Source organism: Streptomyces lushanensis, from assembly GCF_001700515.1.
In the GTDB taxonomy this organism is placed as follows: Bacteria; Actinomycetota; Actinomycetes; order Streptomycetales; family Streptomycetaceae; genus Streptomyces; species Streptomyces lushanensis.
Map to the genome: position 1 here is coordinate 1 of NZ_MAUD01000133.1, position 16,915 is coordinate 16,915.

The window sequence follows — 16,915 nt, forward strand, 5'->3', positions numbered from 1 at the left end:
CTCCCGCCCGCTCTCCCGCCGTGCCGAGCGGCTCATTGTCTGGCAGCGTCGTCCTCAGCGAGCCGATCGAGGACCGTCGGTGAGCGGATCAGGGGCGTCCCGCCGTCGGCACCCAGGAGGTTGGATCATGACTGTCGTACATCATCGCACCGTTGACGTGGGCGGCCGTGCGGTCTTCTACCGTGAGGCCGGGGACGCCACGGCGCCCACCCTCGTGCTGCTCCACGGCGCACCCGCGAGTTCGTTCATGTTCCGCGGTCTCATCCCGCTGCTGGCCGACCGCTACCACGTGGTCGCGCCCGATCTGCTGGGCTTCGGCTACTCCGCCATGCCGCCGGTGGAGCGGTTCGACTACACCTTCGCCGCCCTGACCGACGCGGTGGAGGGCTTTCTCGGCACGATCGGGATCGGGCGATGCGCCCTGTACGTACAGGACTACGGCGCACCGGTCGGCTGGCGGCTGGCGCTGCGCGACGCCACCCGGATCACGGCGATCGTCAGCCAGAACGGCAACGCCTACACGGAAGGGTTCGTCGACTCGTTCTGGAAGCCGCTGTGGGACTACGCGGAGGACGCGACCGAGGAGAAGGCGGCTCCGCTGCGGGGCGCGCTGAGCCTGGAGAGCATCCGGTGGCAGTACACCCACGGGGTGCCGGACACGAGTCTGGTCAGCCCGGACACCTGGACGCACGACCACATGCTGGTCAGCCGTCCCGGCAATGTCGACGTCCAGCTCAAGCTGTTCGGCGAGTACCCGACGAATGTCGCGCTCTACCCGCAGGTGCACGAGTACTTCCGTACGACACAGGTACCGCTGCTCGCGGTCTGGGGCCGCAACGACGAGATCTTCGGGCCGGACGGGGCACGCGCCTTCCGGCGCGATCTGCCCGACGCCGAGGTGCATCTGCTCGACGGCGGACATTTCCTGCTGGAGAGCGAGCTCCCGGCGGTCACCGCGCTGACGAGGGACTTCCTGAGCCGCGCGCTGCCGGTCTGAACCGGACGGCCGAGGGCGCGACCGTGGCCGCGTCCCGTCGCCCGGGCAGCCCCCCGGCTGTCTCTACACGTCTGTAGAGACAGTAGAGTGCACGAATCGCACAGGGCGATGACCGGCGTGCCGACGGGCCGAGAGGGCCCGGGCGACGGGCGGGCCGGTACGGGGGACGGAGGAACGGTGTGCACACGGATTCCGGGAAACGGCGTGGCCCCGGCGGGAGCGGGAACCGGCGCGCCGGTCAGGGCCGGCGACGTACCAGACTGACCCGTCGCGGGCGAATAGCCGCCTGGTCCTGCGCGGTCCTCGCCGTCGGGCTGGTCGGCGCGGCGGGCACCGCGGTCTGGGTCTACCAGGACCTCGACGACAATATCCACTCCGCCGACGTCGACGGCAAGGTCGGCGGCGAGCGGCCGGTCAATTCGAGTCCCGGCTCCAAGAACATCCTGGTCGTGGGCTCCGACTCACGGGCCGGTGACAACGCGAAGTACGGCAGCGGCCTCACCACCATGCAGTCGGACACACTGATGGTCCTGCATCTGGCCGCGAACCGGGAATGGGCCACGGTGGTCTCGCTCCCCCGTGACTCCTGGGTGGCCATACCGGCCTGCGACCGGGGCGACGGCAGCCGCTCCGCACCGCACCATTTCAAGATCAACGAGGCCTTCGCCATCGGTGGTACGGGCGGCGGGATCGACGGCGCCGCCGCCTGCACCGTCAAGACCGTGGAGCGGAACACCGGACTGCGGATCGACCACTTCATGTCGGTCGACTTCCAGGGCTTCAAGGGCATGGTCAACGCGCTGGACGGCATCGAGGTCTGCCCCGAGACGGCGATCCACGACACCAAGGCCCGTCTCGATCTGGACGCCGGCTGCCAGACCGTCAAGGACGAGAAGGCCCTCGGCTATGTGCGCACGCGCTACAGCATCGGTGACAGTTCGGACCTGGGGCGCATCGGCCGGCAGCAGGAGTTCATGGAGGCTCTGGCCGCCAAGGCCCAGACCAAACTGACCAGCCCGAACGCGCTGTACGGTTTCCTGGACTCCGCCACCAGGTCGCTGACCACGGACAAGGACCTGGCGGGCATCAAGCCGCTCTCCGGTCTCGCCTCCGAGATCAAGGGCGTTCCCGGCGACCGGCTGACCTTTCTGACCGTGCCGAACTATGTGCGCGAGCTCGACGTACCGACCGACAAGGCCAATGTCGTCTGGCAGTATCCGCAGGCCGCCGACCTGTTCACCGCTCTGGCGAAGGACGAGGAGGTCGACAAGGAGCGGCTGACGGCCGACTCCGAGGATCCCGTCCCCGCCCGCACCGTACGGGTCCAGGTCCTCAACGGCACCGGCGTCCCCGGGCGGGCCGCGAAGGCCGCGGACACCCTGCGCACGTTCGGATTCAGCGTCACGGGTGTCGGCAACGCGCCCGAGCACACGAAGCGGACCACGGTCACTCATCCGCCGGGTCTTGTGGCACCGGCCGAGGTGCTGGCCTCCCGGCTGCCGGGAGGCGTCGCGCGCGAGGACGCACAGGCCGCCCCCGGGGTGGTGACACTGACCGTGGGTCCCGACTTCGATGCCCTCCGATGACCGGCCCGGTGGCCGGTACCGGCCACCGGGCAGCATCGCTTTGCGATTCCTTTACCATGATGTGACCGGGGTGCCCACCCCGTTCCCACCGTCCGATCCCAGAAGGAGCTGCGGTCCCGCAATGGGTGAGCCTCCCAGTACGAGCCGTGTCATTCCCGTCCCGACGAGCCCGGGGGCGGAGGTGGCACGGTGACCGAAGTGCTCCTGCTGCTCCTCGCTCTCGCGCTCACCCTCGCCTGTGCGGTGTTCGTCGCGGCCGAGTTCTCCCTGACCACCGTCGAGCGCGGTGAGCTGGAACGCGCCGTCGCGGCGGGCGAGCGCGGCGCCGCCGGCGCGCTGGCGGCGGCCAGGCGGCTGACCTTCCAGCTCTCCGGTGCCCAGCTCGGCATCACGGTGACCTCGCTGGTCATCGGGATGCTCGCGGAGCCGTCCCTCGCCGTGCTGCTCAAGGGCCCGCTGGAGGCCACCGGGCTGCCGCGGGGCGCTGTCCCCGGCGTCGCCACCCTGCTGGGTGTCGCCCTGTCCACGGTGGTACTGATGGTCGTCGGCGAGCTGGTGCCGAAGAACTGGGCGATCTCCAGCCCGCTGGCCGTCGCCAAGGTGGTGGCCGGACCGCAGCGCGGCTTCACCGCGGCGTTCGCGCCGCTGATCCGGCATCTCAACAACACCGCCAACCGGCTCGTACGGCGGTTCGGGCTGGAGCCCGCCGAGGAGCTGGCCTCCGCCCGTACGCCCGAGGAGCTGGTCGCCCTGGCGCGCCACTCCGCGCGGGAGGGCGCCATAGAGGCGGACTCTGCCGAGCTGTTCGTACGGACCCTGCATCTCGCGGAGCTGACCGCGGAGAACGTGATGACGCCCCGGGTGGATGTCCGGGCCCTGGAGGCCCACGCCACCGCGGGTGACGCCGCCCGGCTGACCCTGGCCACCGGTCTGTCCCGGTTCCCCGTCTACCGCGACACCCTGGACGAGGTCATCGGCACCGTCCATGTCCGCGACGTCCTCGCGCTGGACGAGACCCTCCGTGACCGCACACCCGTCACCGAGCTGGCCACGAGCCCGCTGCTCGTCCCCGACTCGCTCCCGGTCGACCGGCTGCTGCGGCGGCTGCGGGAGGCGAGGACGATGGCCGTGGTGATCGACGAGTACGGCGGCACCGCCGGAGTCGCCACCGTGGAGGACATCGTCGAGGAGGTCGTCGGAGAGGTACGGGACGAGCACGATCCGGCCGAGACACCCGATCTGCTCCCGAAGGAGCCGACCGCGGACGGCCGCCCGGTCTGGGAGGCGGACGGCGGAGTACGGCTCGACCAGCTCGCGGAGATCGGCCTCGACGCGCCGGACGGTCCCTACGAGACGCTCGCGGGCCTGCTCGCGACCCGGCTGGGGCGGCTGCCCGCCGTCGCCGACACGCTGGAGGTCGACGACTGGCGCTTCGACGTCCTGCGGATAGAGCACCGGCGCGCGGACCGGGTGCGGATCACCGCGCCCGCCCCGGCCGACGACCTCACGGAGAAGGCCCGATGACCGTTCTGCAGCTCGCCGTCGGCGTGTTCACCCTCTTCACCAACGCGTTCTTCGTCGGCGCGGAGTTCGCCCTCATCTCCGTACGGCGCAGCCAGATCGAGCCGTTGGCGGTCAAGGGCGGCCGACGCGCGAAGACCACCCTGTGGGGACTTGAACATCTGTCGGCCGCCATGGCCACCGCGCAGCTCGGTATCACCGTCTCCTCACTGGTGCTGGGCGCCGTGGCCGAGCCGGCCATCGCGCATCTGCTGGAGCCGCCGTTCGGGACGGCCGGTGTGCCGGAGGCGCTGATCCATCCGATCGCGTTCGTGATCGCGCTGACCGTGGCGACCTATCTGCACATGCTGATCGGCGAGATGGTGCCGAAGAACATCGCGCTGGCGGCGCCGGCGTCGACCGCGCTCGCGCTGGCGCCCGTCCTGGTCGCGCTGACCCGTGCCCTGCGTCCGGTGATCTTCGGGATCAACGCGTTCGCCAACGCCATCCTGCGGCTGCTGAGGGTGGAGCCCAAGAACGAGGTGGCGTCGGTCTTCACCGACGACGAACTCGCCCGGCTGGTCAAGGACTCCAGCGAGGCGGGGCTGCTCGATCCGGCGGACGGGGATCGGCTGCGGGACGCCCTGGAGCTGGGTACGCGGCCGGCGGGCGAGGTGATGGTCCCGCTCAGCAGGACCGTCACCGTCAACCACCGGATCACACCGCAGGAGTTGGAGCGCGCCGCCGCGTCCTCCGGCTTCTCCCGGCTGCCGGTCACCGGTCCCGACGACACGATCCTCGGCTATCTGCACATCAAGGACGCGCTCGGTGCCGCCGAGCGCACCCGGCCCTTTCCCCGCGGTGCGCTGCACACGGTGATCCGGGTCGAGATCGACACCCCGCTGGACGACACCATGACGGCGATGCGCGCCGCCGGGACGCATCTCGCGGCCGTGACCGGTGACAAGGGAACCGTCATCGGCTTTGTCACCATGGAGGACGTCCTGGACGAACTGGTCGGCCCGGCGGCCGGCTCATCGGCCGCGCGCTAGCGGCGCCCCGTGTCGAGGGAGCGGCCGGTGCCCCCGCGCGGGGGCACCGGCCGCTTCGCTGATCGGGGCCGTTCAGGGCCGATCGGTACCGGTCAAGGCTTGCGTGCCACGCCGACGTAGCAGGCCGCTTCCTTGAGCGTGACGTTCTCCGCGTTGTCGTCGGGATCCGGGCGCCACTCGTGCGAGGGCGTGATCCCCGGGTCGAGCAGCTCCCAGCCGCTGAAGAAACGGGCTATCTCCTCGCGGGTCCGCGCCTGCCCGGGATTGCCCGACGCTCGGTAGGCGGCCGTCAGCCGGGCGATGCCCTCGGGGTCGAACTCGGCCGTGACATGGGCGATCGCGAGCGTACTGCCGGACGGCAGCGCGTCCTTGAGGACTTCGACGATGTCATGGGCGCCGTGCTCGTCGGTCACGAAGTGGAGCAGCGCGTTGAGGCTGAGCGCGATGGGCTGGTCGAAGTCCAGCGTCGAGCGGATCTCCTCGGCCGCCAACAGGGTCTGCGGCGAGGTGACATCGGCATGGGCGTACGCCGTGCGGCCCGCGGGATGGCTGTGCAGCAGGGCGCGGGCATGGGCCAGCACGATCGGATCGTTGTCCGTGTAGACCACGTGCGCCGTCGGGTCCTCCCGCTGGGCCACCTCGTGGAGGTTGGGCGACGTGGGAATGCCCGTGCCGATGTCGAGGAACTGACGCATGCCGTTCCGGGCGAGGAACCGTACGGAGCGGTTCATGAAGCGCCGGTTGATACGGGCGGTGGCCAGGATGGAGGGAAAGGCCGTCATGGCGCGGGCCGCGGCCTCGCGGTCGGCGGGGAAGTTGGTCGTACCGCCCAGGTAGTAGTCGTACATGCGCGCCGAGTGCGCCCGGTCCAGCTCCAGATCCACCGCACTGTTGTCCCCCACCGTCGCGACCCCCTGCTCTCGTTGCCGGTTGACTGCTGGTGGCTGCCCACCGCCGCATACGGACAACCGTACGAGATACAGCAACTCCGGTTACCAGCGGGCCTGGTGGGAGAGAAGAAACCAAATGGGCCAAGTAACCCCACTCCATGGCCGAGTAATCATATGATGACGATCAGCGAAAAGACCCAGAGGTGTTCCGTACAATGAGGGGCACCCTTCCGGTTGGCTGACCAGTGAGAGAGGACCACACCTCTCGCGCCGACGTCCTCTGCCCTGGAGCGGCGCGGTGTCCAGGGAACGGGGCGTCCGTGCAGGTCGATCTAGAGATTTCCGACCGGCCGCAGCGGCGGCTGGCGTTGACGTTCGACGCCTTCGATGCGCACCACCACACGCTCTGGCTCCGTTACGCCCACACCCAGGTCGGCAGCAGGGCCGCCGCCGAGCAGGTGGTGGACGCGGCCTGCGCACGGCTGCTCGGGCATTGGCAGTATGTCCTTTCCAGGGAATCGGTACCGCAGTACGCCTGGGCCGTCCTGAAGGAGGAGGTGGCGCGATGGCTGGACGAACACGGCGCCCCCGAGCCCCTGTTGGCCGACACCGCCGCCTTCCACGCCGCGATCCGCAAACTGCTCCTGCCCGAGACGTGCGATCAGTTCGCCGTGCTGGAGGGCGAGCTCGGGTTGTACACGGCGATCTCACGGCTTCCCGAGCGGCAGTACGATGTCGTGGTGCTGCGCCATGTCCTCCAGGTCCCGGACGAGGAGGTCGCCGAGTACATGGGCATCGAGGTCGCCACGGTCCGCTCCCATGTACGGCACGCCAGACGGCGGCTGGCCCGGGAACTGGACATACGGGAGACCGAGACGGAGACCATGGACCGTGCACCGCGCCGATGAACCGGCGTCCAGCCCCGTAGAGGTGCTGCTGGAGAACGCCGAAGTGCTCGCCGACACCTACGACGACTACGACACGGAGGCGGCCCGAGCCCGGATCGCCGCCCGGTGTGCGACCGAGAAGCAGCCGTGCCCGACCGGTACGGGCCCCTCGCCGCGGCACCACCCCTCCGCCCATGAACAGGCCGCCCAGGACCTCAATCTCGCCGTGGCCCTGATCCTCAACGCCCCCGAGGCCTCGGCCAGTCTGACGCAGCTGGTCGACCACGACCGGATCGATCCGGAGGGCGCCGTCGTCTTCGCCGCCCTGCTGCATCTGACCGGCCACCGGGACGCGGCGCAGTTCTGGTGGCAGTTCGCGGCCGGCGGCGGGAACAGGACCGCGGCCTTCTGTCTCTTCCTCGCCCATCAGCAGCGCGCCGAGTTCAGGGACGCGGCCTACTGGCGCGGTCAGTCACGCGGCCCGGCCCGGCCCGGCAGCAGGACGACCGCACCGCCCGCGTTCTCCTCGCTGCTGCCCGAGACGGTCAGACACGATCTGCTCAGCCAGTGTCACCGTGGCCGCCATCCCACGCTGCCGGCGCCGCTGGAGGCGGTCATCAACCGCCTCCGTGTCCACAGCGCGGACGAGGACTTCGGCGAAGTGCCCCAGCCGGACGTCAGTCTGCCCCATGATCTGACCCGCGATCCGGCCCGTGGCAGCGGCTGCCGCGGCCGGGGCCGCGCGCCCGGCACCGGATAGCGCGGCGTCCGCGCCTCCGAGCCGATGGGTCAGACGGGTCCTCGCCGTCTACGCCGTCGGAGTGATCAGCGCGCTCCTGCCGGTGGTGGGCGCCGGGGCACCGACCCTCGCGCGCGGCCTCAAGAACGCGGGGCCGCGGTCGTCACCGTGTGCGGGGGTGGTGCTGTCGGCCGCCCTGGGGCTCCGGCGCGCTCTCAGGGCGCCCGGTGGCCCGCGACCACATCGGCCACCGCGACCAGCAGCGCCGCGATCACGAACGCCAACGCCACCACCAGCCCGTGGTCGTAGGCCGTCGGCCAGCCGTCGGGCTCCACCTGGGCGAAGAAGACCGAGCCCACGGCGGCGATACCGATGGCCGAGCCCACCCGCTGCCCGGTCTGAAGGGTGCCGCCCGCCGTGCCCGCCATGACCACCGGCACCCTGGCCAGAGTCAGTGTCTGATTCGGCGTGATGACGAGCCCGCTGCCCAGGCCGGCCACGAGCAGCGGTCCCGCCATCACCCAGCCCGCCGCATGGCCCGGCACGAGATGCACGGCGAACGCGGTGGCCCCCAGCCCCACGGCCACCATGACCAGTCCGACCAGGACCAGCGGCCGGCCCAAACGGTTGACCAGCCGGCCGCCGATGGTCGCCGCCCCGGCGGAGCCGAGGGCGAAGGGCGTGATGGCGAGCCCCGCCTCCAGGGCCGAGTAGTGCAGTCCGCTCTGGAGATAGAGCGTGGTGATGAAGAAGATCGCGGTGAATCCGCCGAAGTAGAGCAGGATCAGCAGACACCCCAGCGAGTACGAGCGGACACGGAAGAGCGACAGATTCAGCAACGGCTGGGTGGCACCTTTGTGGCACCGGGACTCCCATTTCACGAACGCGGCCAGCAGGGCCGCGGCGAGGGGCACCAGCAGCCACTTCTCGCCGCCGTGCCACTCCTGCGACTGGACGAAGGGCAGCAGCAGGAACAGCACCGCGCAGCCGAGGAGCAGTACACCGATCGGGTCGAGATCGCGCAGTCTCACCGGGCCGGCCGCCGGTGTGTCGGGCAGCAGCCGCCGGGCGAGCAGCAGACAGACCACGCCCAGCGGGAGATTGACGTAGAAGACCCAGCGCCAGCCCTCGTCGGCGCCGGCGAGCTGGATGATGAGACCGCCGAGCAGCGGTCCCACGGCCGTCGAGATGCCGACCACCGCGCCGAACATGCCGAAGGCCCGGCCTCGCTCGCGGCCGGAGAACATCTGCTGGATCAGCGCGGAGATCTGCGGGGTGACCGTGCCTCCGGCGAAGCCCTGCACCAGCCGCGCGATCACCAGCCAGAGGCTGGACTGGGCCGCCCCGCAGGCCGCGGACGCCAGGGTGAAGAGCGCGAGTCCCACCATGAACACCACGCGCCGGCCGCGGGCGTCGCCCAGCCTGCCGGCCGGGATCAGGAAGAGGCCGAAGGCGAGCGCGTACCCGGACAGCACCCATTGGAGGTCGGAGACCGGTGTCCGAAGGCCCTCACGGATGGACGGCAGCGCGACATTGACGATGGAGACGTCCAGGAGCGTCATGAAGCCCCCGACCAGACAGACCGCGAGCGCCTTCCACCGTCGCGGATCGGGCGTCGTGCCCGCGGCGGGCGGGACGGACCCGCCCGCCGCGGCTCCGCTGTCCCGCGCTGCGTCTCCGGCCATGGATCGGACCCTAGTTCGCGTACCCCGATCCCTCACCCGGAGCGAGCCGACCGGTGGACGGCCATGGACCGGAAGGCCGGACCCTGCCGGCCGGCGTCGGCGCGACAGCTATCCACATATATGGACCATGCCTCCGGATGCGAACATCAGCAAGAGATGCCGGCCCGCCCAACGGCCCGTCAAGAGCCCCCGCACCGGAAAACGCCGCAGCCGGCCTCTCGGAAGAGACCGGCTGCGGCGCGCGGGGAACGCGGGTGTTCACATGACCGAACCAGGAGGGGTCACTTGACGTTGATGGCCGTCCAGGCCGCGCCGACCGCCTTGTACTCGGCGCTGGTGGTGCCGTACAGCGCGCCCGCCGCGCTCAGGGTCGCGGTGCGAGCCTTGGCGTAGTTGGTGGAGGACGTCATGTACGTGGTCAGGGCCTTGTACCAGATCCGGGTGGCCTTGTCCCGGCCGATGCCGGTGAGCGTCGAGCCGTCGTAGGTGGGGCTGCTGTAGCTCACACCGTTGATGGTCTTGGCGCCACTGCCCTCGGAGAGCAGGTAGAAGAAGTGGTTGGCCGGGCCCGACGAGTAGTGGACGTCGATGCTGCCCAGCGTCGAGGACCAGTAGTCCTTCGACGCGCCGTCCTTGCTCGGCCTGTCCTGGTAGCGCAACGGCGTGCCGTTGCCGTTGATGTTGATCTTCTCGCCGATGAGGTAGTCGCCCGCGTCGCTCGGGTTGTTGGCGTAGAACTCCACCGCCGTGGCGAAGATGTCGGAGGTCGCCTCGTTCAGACCGCCGGACTCACCGCTGTAGACCAGGCCGGCCGTGGCGGCCGTGACACCGTGGCTCATCTCGTGCGCGGCGACGTCGAGCGAGGTGAGCGGGTGCGTGTTGCCCGAGCCGTCACCGTACGTCATGCAGAAGCAGCTGTCCTGCCAGAAGGCGTTGACGTAGTTGTTGCCGTAGTGGACGCGGGAGTAGGAGCCGACACCGTTGTTCTTGATGCCGTTGCGGCCGAGCACGTTCTTGTAGAAGTCCCAGGTCGTCGCGGCACCGTAGTGCACGTCGACGGCGGCGCTCTGCCGGCCGCCGCCCCAGATGTCGTCGGCGTCGGTGAAGAGCGTGCCGGTGCCCGAGGTGCCCTGGTTCAGGTCGTACGTCTTGTGGCTGCCGCGCGTGCCGTCGGTGAGGTTGAACGTGGTGCCGCTCTTGGTGGTGCCGAGCGTGACGGAGCCGCTGTAGGCGCCGGTGCCGGTGCCCGTCTCGACTGCCTCGTCGCGGAACAGCTCCTTGCCGGTGGCCGCGTCGGTGACGACATGCAGCTCGCTCGGCGTGCCGTCCGGCTGGACACCCTTGACGACGGTCTCCCAGGCGAGCACGGGAGTGCCCGTGGCCGCCCAGATCACCTTGCGGGGCGCGGACTCGGCCGCCGGCTTCGCGGTCTTCTCCGCCGAAGCCGCCTTCAGGGCCGTGGACTTGGCGGTGGCCGAGGCGATCCGGGCATCGGTGGACGCCACGGCTATTCGGGCCGAGGTCGCCTTGGTGACGCTGCGCCCGCCGGCCGGGGCGCGGTGGACGACCAGATCGCCGCCGAGCACGGGCAGTCCCTCGTAGGTCCGCTCGTACCGGGTGTGCACCGTGCCGTCGGCGTCCTCGATGACGTCGCGGACGACAAGCTTCTCCTGCGCGCCGAGCCCGAGGGACGCGGCCTCGTCCGCGGTGTCCGCCTGGGCGGACTGGATGGCCGCGACGCGCTCGGCGGGGGTGAACAGGACGGCGGTCGCGCCGCTTTCGCGCGAGAGATCGGGCTGGGCGCTGGCCGTTCCCGACTGGATGCCGACGACCACCATCGCGGCGGAGGCGACGAGGGCCGCGACACGCGCGGTGTTCTTGCGGGAAGTGGAAGCTACGAGTCTCACTCAGTCTCCAAGAGTGATGGACCGCCTGTGGACGGCCCTTCCGTGGGGGAGCCCGCCGCGTGGTCAACGCGCGTCGAGCCGTCCAGAGAGTGACATCGTTTGGACACTCAGCAATAGATCGCTTACCAGGATTTGACCTTGTGTTGTCAATTCAGGCCGCCATACGAACATCAAACGGGCGTAGTGAAGCGGCAGTTGGGCACGGAGGGCCCCGGCGGGCGACAGCCGGGACCCTCCGCGGTCGGACGGCGGGACAGGCCCTACTCGAAGAGGTCGGAGTACGACCCGAGGGCCAGTGCGATGTCCGCCTGGGCCCAGAACCGGTGGTACGTGAAGCTCGGCGCGGCTCCGCCCCGCAGATACGCCTCGACCTTCGACCAGGCCGGATCGCTCTTGTAGAAGGACCGGATCGAGTCGAAGGTGGCGGCCGAGTCGATCCTGTCGCCGTTGGGCATCGTGCCGGTCCAGCCGCTCGGGACGTAGACCGGATCGTCGAAACGGCTGTAGTCGGTACGGGTTTCGGGAACGGCGATGCCCAGGGCGTCCCGGTGGTGGTCCCACATCCCGTCGAGCAGCGCCTTGGCCGTGTTCCTGGCCGCGGTGTCGCCGGACCTCGCCGCGTAGTAGGAGAGCGTCTTGGCGTAGGCGCCGGTCACACCGACGTCATTGGTGTAGTCGGCGACGGTGACATGCAGACCGGCGTTGGCACCGGGAGTGGTGGCGTTCCAGGTGTCGGGCTTCCCGGACCACTGGAGAGTGGACGGGATCCGGTAGGTGCCGTCCGGATTGACGGTCGTCTCGGACAGGGCCCAGTCGACCCACTTGTCCAGCACGGCCTTGGCCGCGCTGTCCCCGCTCTGGTGGTAGTACTCGGCGACGCGCTCCATGGACCAGGCCTGGAAGCCGAACCACTGGTTGGACGGCGGGTCGTGGTAGACGGGCGCCTCGTCGTAGTACATGCCGTAGAAGGTCGGGGTCCCGGCCGGCGGCTGGGCGTACCTGCCCTGCCAGCTGTTGGTGGCCCCGCCCGCGATGGCGCCCTCGGAGGACTGGAGCCAGCGGTAGAACTCCACCTGCCGCTTGAGGCTGGTGCTCCAGTCCTGCTGCCCGGTGGCCGATTTGGGCTTGAGGTCCGCGTACGAGCTCAGCGCCCACGCCGCCATCGGGTTCTGGTAGCCGCCGTGGGCGAAGCTGGAGCCGATGCGCCAGGCCCAGCCCGCCGAGGCGTCGGTGGCGCCGCCCCAGGCGTAGTACCAGGAGAGCAGATAGTGCGAGCTGTTCTTGCCGCTGCCCGCCGGGCAGGCGGTCTCCCCGGCACAGCCGCCCACCTTCTTGAAGTACTTGTCGTACATGGCGTAGCGGAGATAGTCGCCCATCTTCGCCGCCTTGGCGACATTGGCCGCCACCTGGCTGCCCTTGCCCTGCTCCTTGGCCCACTCCGAGGCCCAGTAGGCGGCCTGGACGGCGCGGGCGTCGGCGTCGGGCGCGTTGGTGAACTTCCACTGCTTGGCGTACGAGGCGTCACCGGTGAACAGGTCGAGATAGCCGTTCTTGCCACCGTACTTGAAGGCGTCGCAGGTCGGCTGCGGCACGGTCTCCCAGACGGACTCCTGCGGTCCGCGCTGGAAGGTGTTGATGTACGACGGGCCCTGGTCGGCCGGTCCCGCCTCGCACTTGCCGGGCGCGTTGCCGTATCCGTAGACGTTGTCGACGTCCTGGATCCAGTGCATACCGTAGATGTCGTCGGTGCCGTAGGCGCTCTTCAGCTCGCCCGCGATCGGGTCGCTCCCCACCGGGACACCACTGTTGAGCTGGGAGGGGTACTGCGAGGGCAGATCCCACTCGGGCGCGTAGGTGGCGGGCTTCGAGGCGGTGTAGAAGCTGTTGGTGGACTGGTCGGCGTGGGTGGGGATCATGTAGCGCTCCATGGTGTCCCACGCGCCGTTGAATCTGCTCCAGTCGCCGGTGACCTTGCCGTACATGGCCTGGAGCCAGATCAGATAGCTGTACGCCTCCGAGGTCGTCTCGTGCCCGTGGTCGGGCGCCTCGACGATCAGGGTCTCCACCGAGTGGTACGGGATGCCCTCCGGCGAGAAGTAGCCGGCCGCCGGATCGGTGATCTTGCCGTACAGCTCCAGGAAGCGGGCGTCGTAACCGCCGGACGCGTCGAGCTGCGTGACGGTCACGTCGGCCTTGGTCTGTCCCGGCGCGGTCGCGGTGAAGGTGGCGGAGCCGGTGCCGGTGGCCGCGGCGGAGACCGTCACCTGCTGCGCGGTGTCCCAGTTGGCGGTGGTGAAGGTGAGGCTGCCGCCCGCGGTGACGGTGAGACCGGTGTTGCCCGCGGTGCGGGCCACGGTGACCTGGACCGGGGCGGTGGGCCGGGCGGAGAGCCTCACCCCGAAGGTACCGGTCGCGCCCTGCCGTACGCCGAGCTGGGTGGGGCTCGCGACGATGGAGGGGCCCGCGGCGACCCGTACGCCGACCGGCGTGGACTCGGCCGAGGCGCCCTGGCCGTCGTACGCCTTGGCGTACAGCGAGAGATCACCGGCCGGCACATTGGTGTAGTCGAAGGTGTACGGCGAGGTGGTGTCGGTGCCGAGCAGTCTGCTGTCGCTGTAGAACTCGACCTTGGTGATGCCCGCGCCGTCGGCGGCGGCGGCCGTGGCGGCCATCGGGATGGTGCCGCCCGCGGTGAACAGCGCGCCCGGGGCCGGACTGGTCAGTACGGCGATGGGCGGCTGGTGCGCGCCCGCGCAGGTCACCCCGTTGACCGCGAAGGCGGTGGGCGCCGTGTTGGTGCCGCTGTAGTTGAAGTTGGCGCCCGCGCCCGCCGAGGCCCCGGGCGCGATCCGCGCGTTGTGCGCGGCGTTCCTGACGGTGACGGCCTTGCCGGACTGCGTCCAGGCGCCGTTCCAGCCGCTGGTGAGCGTCTGGTTGCCGGTGTACGCGTAGGTGAGCGTCCAGCCGTCGATCGGATCCGTACCGCGGTTGGTGATCGTGAGATCGGCCGTGAAGCCGGAACCCCAGTCGTTGGTCCTGTAGTCGACACCGCACTGGACCGCGGCGGCGTGTGCGGGAGCGCTGTTGGCCGCGGTCAGCGCGAGCGGCAGGGACAGGGCCGCCACCAGCGCGGTCAGCAGCCGGCGGGTGCCACGGGCCCGGCGGCGTCTTCCGAGCGGTGGTGGCGCGCCTGGCGGTGAGCCTCGTAAGCCGAGCATGGGGTGGTCCTCCTCGCGGTCCGGTGCGGGTGTGGGGCGGAAGTGCGAACCAGTGGGAGCGCTCCCAAGCGTCGAGCGGGACCGGGAGGGTGTCAAGAGTTTGAACAAGACGCACGTCCGGGCGAGTTGTTCGATAAAAGAAGTCAACCGCGCTGTTGACTCACGCCACTTCGGCGCTACCGTCGAACGCAACCAGTGGGAGCGCTTCCATCAGTCATACGCCGTGTCAGGCGGCGTATCGGCACCGAGGAGTCGCTCCATGCGAGCACCACCGCGCCTCGGCGCGCTGCTCTGCGCCGCGGCCCTGGCCGTGGCGGGCACCGCTCTTGTCCGGCCGACGGCCGCGTCGGAACCCGCGGCCGTCTGCACCGTCGAGTACAGCGTGACCAATCAGTGGGACAGCGGCTTCCAGGGCGGTGTCACGCTGACCAACAACGGGAGCCCGGTCACCAACTGGACTCTTGCCTTCGACTTCCCGGGCGGCCAGAAGGTGACCCAGGGATGGAACGGAAAGTGGTCACAGTCCGGCAGGACCGTGACCGTCGTCAATGAGAGCTGGAACGGCACGATCCCGGCCGGCGGCTCGGTCGGCGCCGGATTCATCGCCTCCTGGTCGGGGTCCAATCCCCCGCCCACCGCGTTCCGGCTCAACGGTGCGGCCTGCGCGGGAGATCCGGGCCCCGGTGATCCCACCGATCCGCCGACCGACCCGCCGCCGGAGCCGGGCGGCGCACCACCGAAGCTGCGCGCCTCGGGCAACAGGCTGGTCGACGAGAACGGGACGGTCCGGCGCATGCTCGGCGTCAACCGCTCCGGCGGCGAGTTCATGTGCGTCCAGGGCTACGGCATCTTCGACGGGCCGGTCGACGACGCCTCGGTGCGGGCCATCGCGGACTGGGAGGTCAACACCGTACGGGTACCGCTGAACGAGGAGTGCTGGCTCGGGCTGGCGCACATCGACCCGGCCTACGCCGGGGCGAACTACATCCAGGCGGTCAAGCAGTATGTGACCCGGCTGGAGGCGCACGGCATCACGCCGGTGCTCGAACTGCACTGGTCCCACGGCAGATACACGGGCAACGACAACCACTGCCCCGGCACCGAGTACGCCACCTGTCAGAAGCCGATGCCCAACGCCCAGTACACACCGGCCTTCTGGACCTCGGTCGCCCAGACCTTCAAGGACGACGGGGCGGTGGTCTTCGATCTCTTCAACGAGCCGTTCCCGGACCGCGCCACCAGCGATCTCGACGCCGCCTGGACCTGCTGGCGCGACGGCGGGACCTGTCCCGGGATCGACTTCCCGGTGGCGGGCATGCAGTCGCTGCTGAACGCGGTACGGGCCACCGGCGCCCGGAACCTGGTGCTGATCCCCGGCGTCGCGTACGCCAACGATCTGCGCCAGTGGCTGAAATACCGTCCGACGGACCCGGCGTCCAATGTCGCCGCCGCCTGGCACTCGTACAACTTCAATGTCTGCGCGAACGAGAGCTGCTGGAACGAACAGCTCGCCCCGGTGGCGGCCCAGGTGCCGTTCGTGGCGGGCGAGATCGGCGAGAACACCTGCTCGCACGGCTATCTCGACCGGGTCATGGCCTGGCTCGACGGCCGTGGCGCCTCCTATCTCGGGTGGACCTGGAACACCTGGGACTGCTCCTCAGGACCCTCTTTGATCAGCGATTACAACGGCACGCCGACCAATTTCGGCGTGGGACTCCGTGACCATCTGAAGGGACTCTCATGAGCCGCACCACCGCTCCGCCGCGCCGCGCCCGTACGGCGCTGATCACCGCGAGCGCTCTGATAGCCGCCGCGGCGGGCACCGCGATCGTGCTGGACGGGTCCGCCTCCGCGGCGGCGGCCGGCTGCACCGTCGACTACAAGATCCAGACCTCGTGGGACAGCGGCTTCACCGCCAATGTCGGTGTGACCAACACCGGCGACCCGGTGAGCTCCTGGAAGCTGGAGTGGAGCTTCGCCGGCAACCAGAAGGTGACCCAGGGCTGGAACTCGACCATCACCCAGACCGGCGCCGCGGTCTCCGCCGCGAACGCGGCCTGGAACGGCGCGCTGGCCACCGGTGCCTCGGCGTCCTTCGGTTTCAACGCCTCGGCGACCGGGACCAACGCCGTACCGACCGTCTTCAAGCTCAACGGCGTCACCTGCACCGTTCCCGGCGGGGGCGGTCCCACGACCCCGCCGCCCACCGACCCGCCGACCACTCCGCCGCCGGCCGGCTCCAAGGTCGACAACCCGTACGCGGGCGCCGCCGTGTACGTGAACCCGGAGTGGTCCGCGAAGGCCGCCGCCGAACCGGGCGGCACCAGGGTCTCCAACCAGCCCACGGGTGTCTGGCTGGACCGGATCGCGGCCATCGAGGGCGTCGGCAACGGGATGGGTCTGCGCGACCATCTCGACGAGGCGCTGCGGCAGGCGGCCGGCCGGCCGCTCGTC

Annotated in this window: 12 protein-coding genes; 8 read left to right on the forward strand and 4 right to left on the reverse strand. The window is 70.1% G+C overall.

Annotation, left to right across the window (positions count from 1 at the left end; genetic code table 11):
- Window positions 1–124 precede the first annotated feature (124 nt).
- The 4 genes from BFF77_RS12520 (at window position 125) to BFF77_RS12535 (ending at window position 5,135) form a co-directional block, all read left to right on the forward strand.
- Complete coding sequence (locus BFF77_RS12520; protein ID WP_245703377.1) at window positions 125–997, forward strand: alpha/beta fold hydrolase; 873 nt, start codon at window positions 125–127, stop codon at window positions 995–997.
- Window positions 998–1,176: 179 nt separating this feature from the next.
- The gene (locus tag BFF77_RS12525) at window positions 1,177–2,583 is read left to right on the forward strand and encodes an LCP family protein (protein WP_483855209.1); all 1,407 of its coding nucleotides are present in this window, start codon (window positions 1,177–1,179) and stop codon (window positions 2,581–2,583) included.
- Between the two features lie 189 nt (window positions 2,584–2,772).
- The gene (locus tag BFF77_RS12530) at window positions 2,773–4,107 is read left to right on the forward strand and encodes a hemolysin family protein (RefSeq protein ID WP_066947850.1); all 1,335 of its coding nucleotides are present in this window, start codon (window positions 2,773–2,775) and stop codon (window positions 4,105–4,107) included.
- Entirely contained in the window at window positions 4,104–5,135 is a 1,032-nt protein-coding gene (locus tag BFF77_RS12535) for a hemolysin family protein (RefSeq protein ID WP_066947851.1), read from the forward strand. Before BFF77_RS12530 ends, BFF77_RS12535 begins: the two co-directional genes overlap by 4 nt.
- 92 nt (window positions 5,136–5,227) lie before the next feature.
- Here the strand turns inward: BFF77_RS12535 and BFF77_RS12540 are convergent, their stop codons facing one another.
- On the reverse strand, window positions 5,228–6,037 hold the full coding sequence (locus BFF77_RS12540; RefSeq protein WP_079125091.1) for an SAM-dependent methyltransferase: 810 nt from the start codon (window positions 6,035–6,037) through the stop codon (window positions 5,228–5,230).
- A gap of 308 nt (window positions 6,038–6,345) precedes the next feature.
- Here BFF77_RS12540 and BFF77_RS12545 point away from each other — a divergent pair, with 308 nt between their 5' ends.
- Both BFF77_RS12545 and BFF77_RS12550 read left to right on the forward strand, forming a co-directional pair.
- Entirely contained in the window at window positions 6,346–6,933 is a 588-nt protein-coding gene (locus BFF77_RS12545; protein WP_066947854.1) for an RNA polymerase sigma factor, read from the forward strand.
- Window positions 6,917–7,672: a hypothetical protein gene (locus BFF77_RS12550; protein ID WP_079125092.1), complete on the forward strand. Its 756-nt coding sequence runs from the start codon at window positions 6,917–6,919 to the stop codon at window positions 7,670–7,672. Before BFF77_RS12545 ends, BFF77_RS12550 begins: the two co-directional genes overlap by 17 nt.
- Before the next feature lie 194 nt (window positions 7,673–7,866).
- Here the strand turns inward: BFF77_RS12550 and BFF77_RS12555 are convergent, their stop codons facing one another.
- The 3 genes from BFF77_RS12555 to BFF77_RS12565 form a co-directional block, all read right to left on the reverse strand.
- Complete coding sequence (locus BFF77_RS12555; protein WP_066947856.1) at window positions 7,867–9,336, reverse strand: MFS transporter; 1,470 nt, start codon at window positions 9,334–9,336, stop codon at window positions 7,867–7,869.
- A gap of 281 nt (window positions 9,337–9,617) precedes the next feature.
- The gene (locus BFF77_RS12560; protein ID WP_066947859.1) at window positions 9,618–11,243 is read right to left on the reverse strand and encodes a M4 family metallopeptidase; all 1,626 of its coding nucleotides are present in this window, start codon (window positions 11,241–11,243) and stop codon (window positions 9,618–9,620) included.
- 260 nt (window positions 11,244–11,503) lie between these two features.
- Window positions 11,504–14,461: a glycoside hydrolase family 48 protein gene (locus BFF77_RS12565; RefSeq protein WP_066947862.1), complete on the reverse strand. Its 2,958-nt coding sequence runs from the start codon at window positions 14,459–14,461 to the stop codon at window positions 11,504–11,506.
- A gap of 259 nt (window positions 14,462–14,720) precedes the next feature.
- On the opposite strand from BFF77_RS12565, the gene BFF77_RS12570 reads away from it, so the two are divergent.
- Both BFF77_RS12570 and BFF77_RS12575 read left to right on the forward strand, forming a co-directional pair.
- Window positions 14,721–16,205 carry a cellulose binding domain-containing protein gene (locus BFF77_RS12570; RefSeq protein WP_079125093.1) on the forward strand — a complete coding sequence of 495 codons (1,485 nt, stop codon included), beginning with the start codon at window positions 14,721–14,723 and terminating at the stop codon, window positions 16,203–16,205.
- Window positions 16,202–16,915 (forward strand): cellulose-binding domain-containing protein (locus tag BFF77_RS12575; RefSeq protein WP_211280212.1); only part of this gene is annotated, 714 nt, incomplete at its 3' end. The genes BFF77_RS12570 and BFF77_RS12575, both read left to right, overlap by 4 nt.

Bases quoted from the DNA above. Each gene is read 5' to 3' on its own strand.
- BFF77_RS12535 (WP_066947851.1), top strand. From the start codon at position 4,104: ATGACCGTTCTGCAGCTCGCCGTCGGCGTGTTCACCCTCTTCACCAAC.
- BFF77_RS12555 (WP_066947856.1), bottom strand. From the start codon at position 9,336: ATGGCCGGAGACGCAGCGCGGGACAGCGGAGCCGCGGCGGGCGGGTCC.
- BFF77_RS12565 (WP_066947862.1), bottom strand. From the start codon at position 14,461: ATGCTCGGCTTACGAGGCTCACCGCCAGGCGCGCCACCACCGCTCGGA.
- BFF77_RS12570 (WP_079125093.1), top strand. From the start codon at position 14,721: ATGCGAGCACCACCGCGCCTCGGCGCGCTGCTCTGCGCCGCGGCCCTG.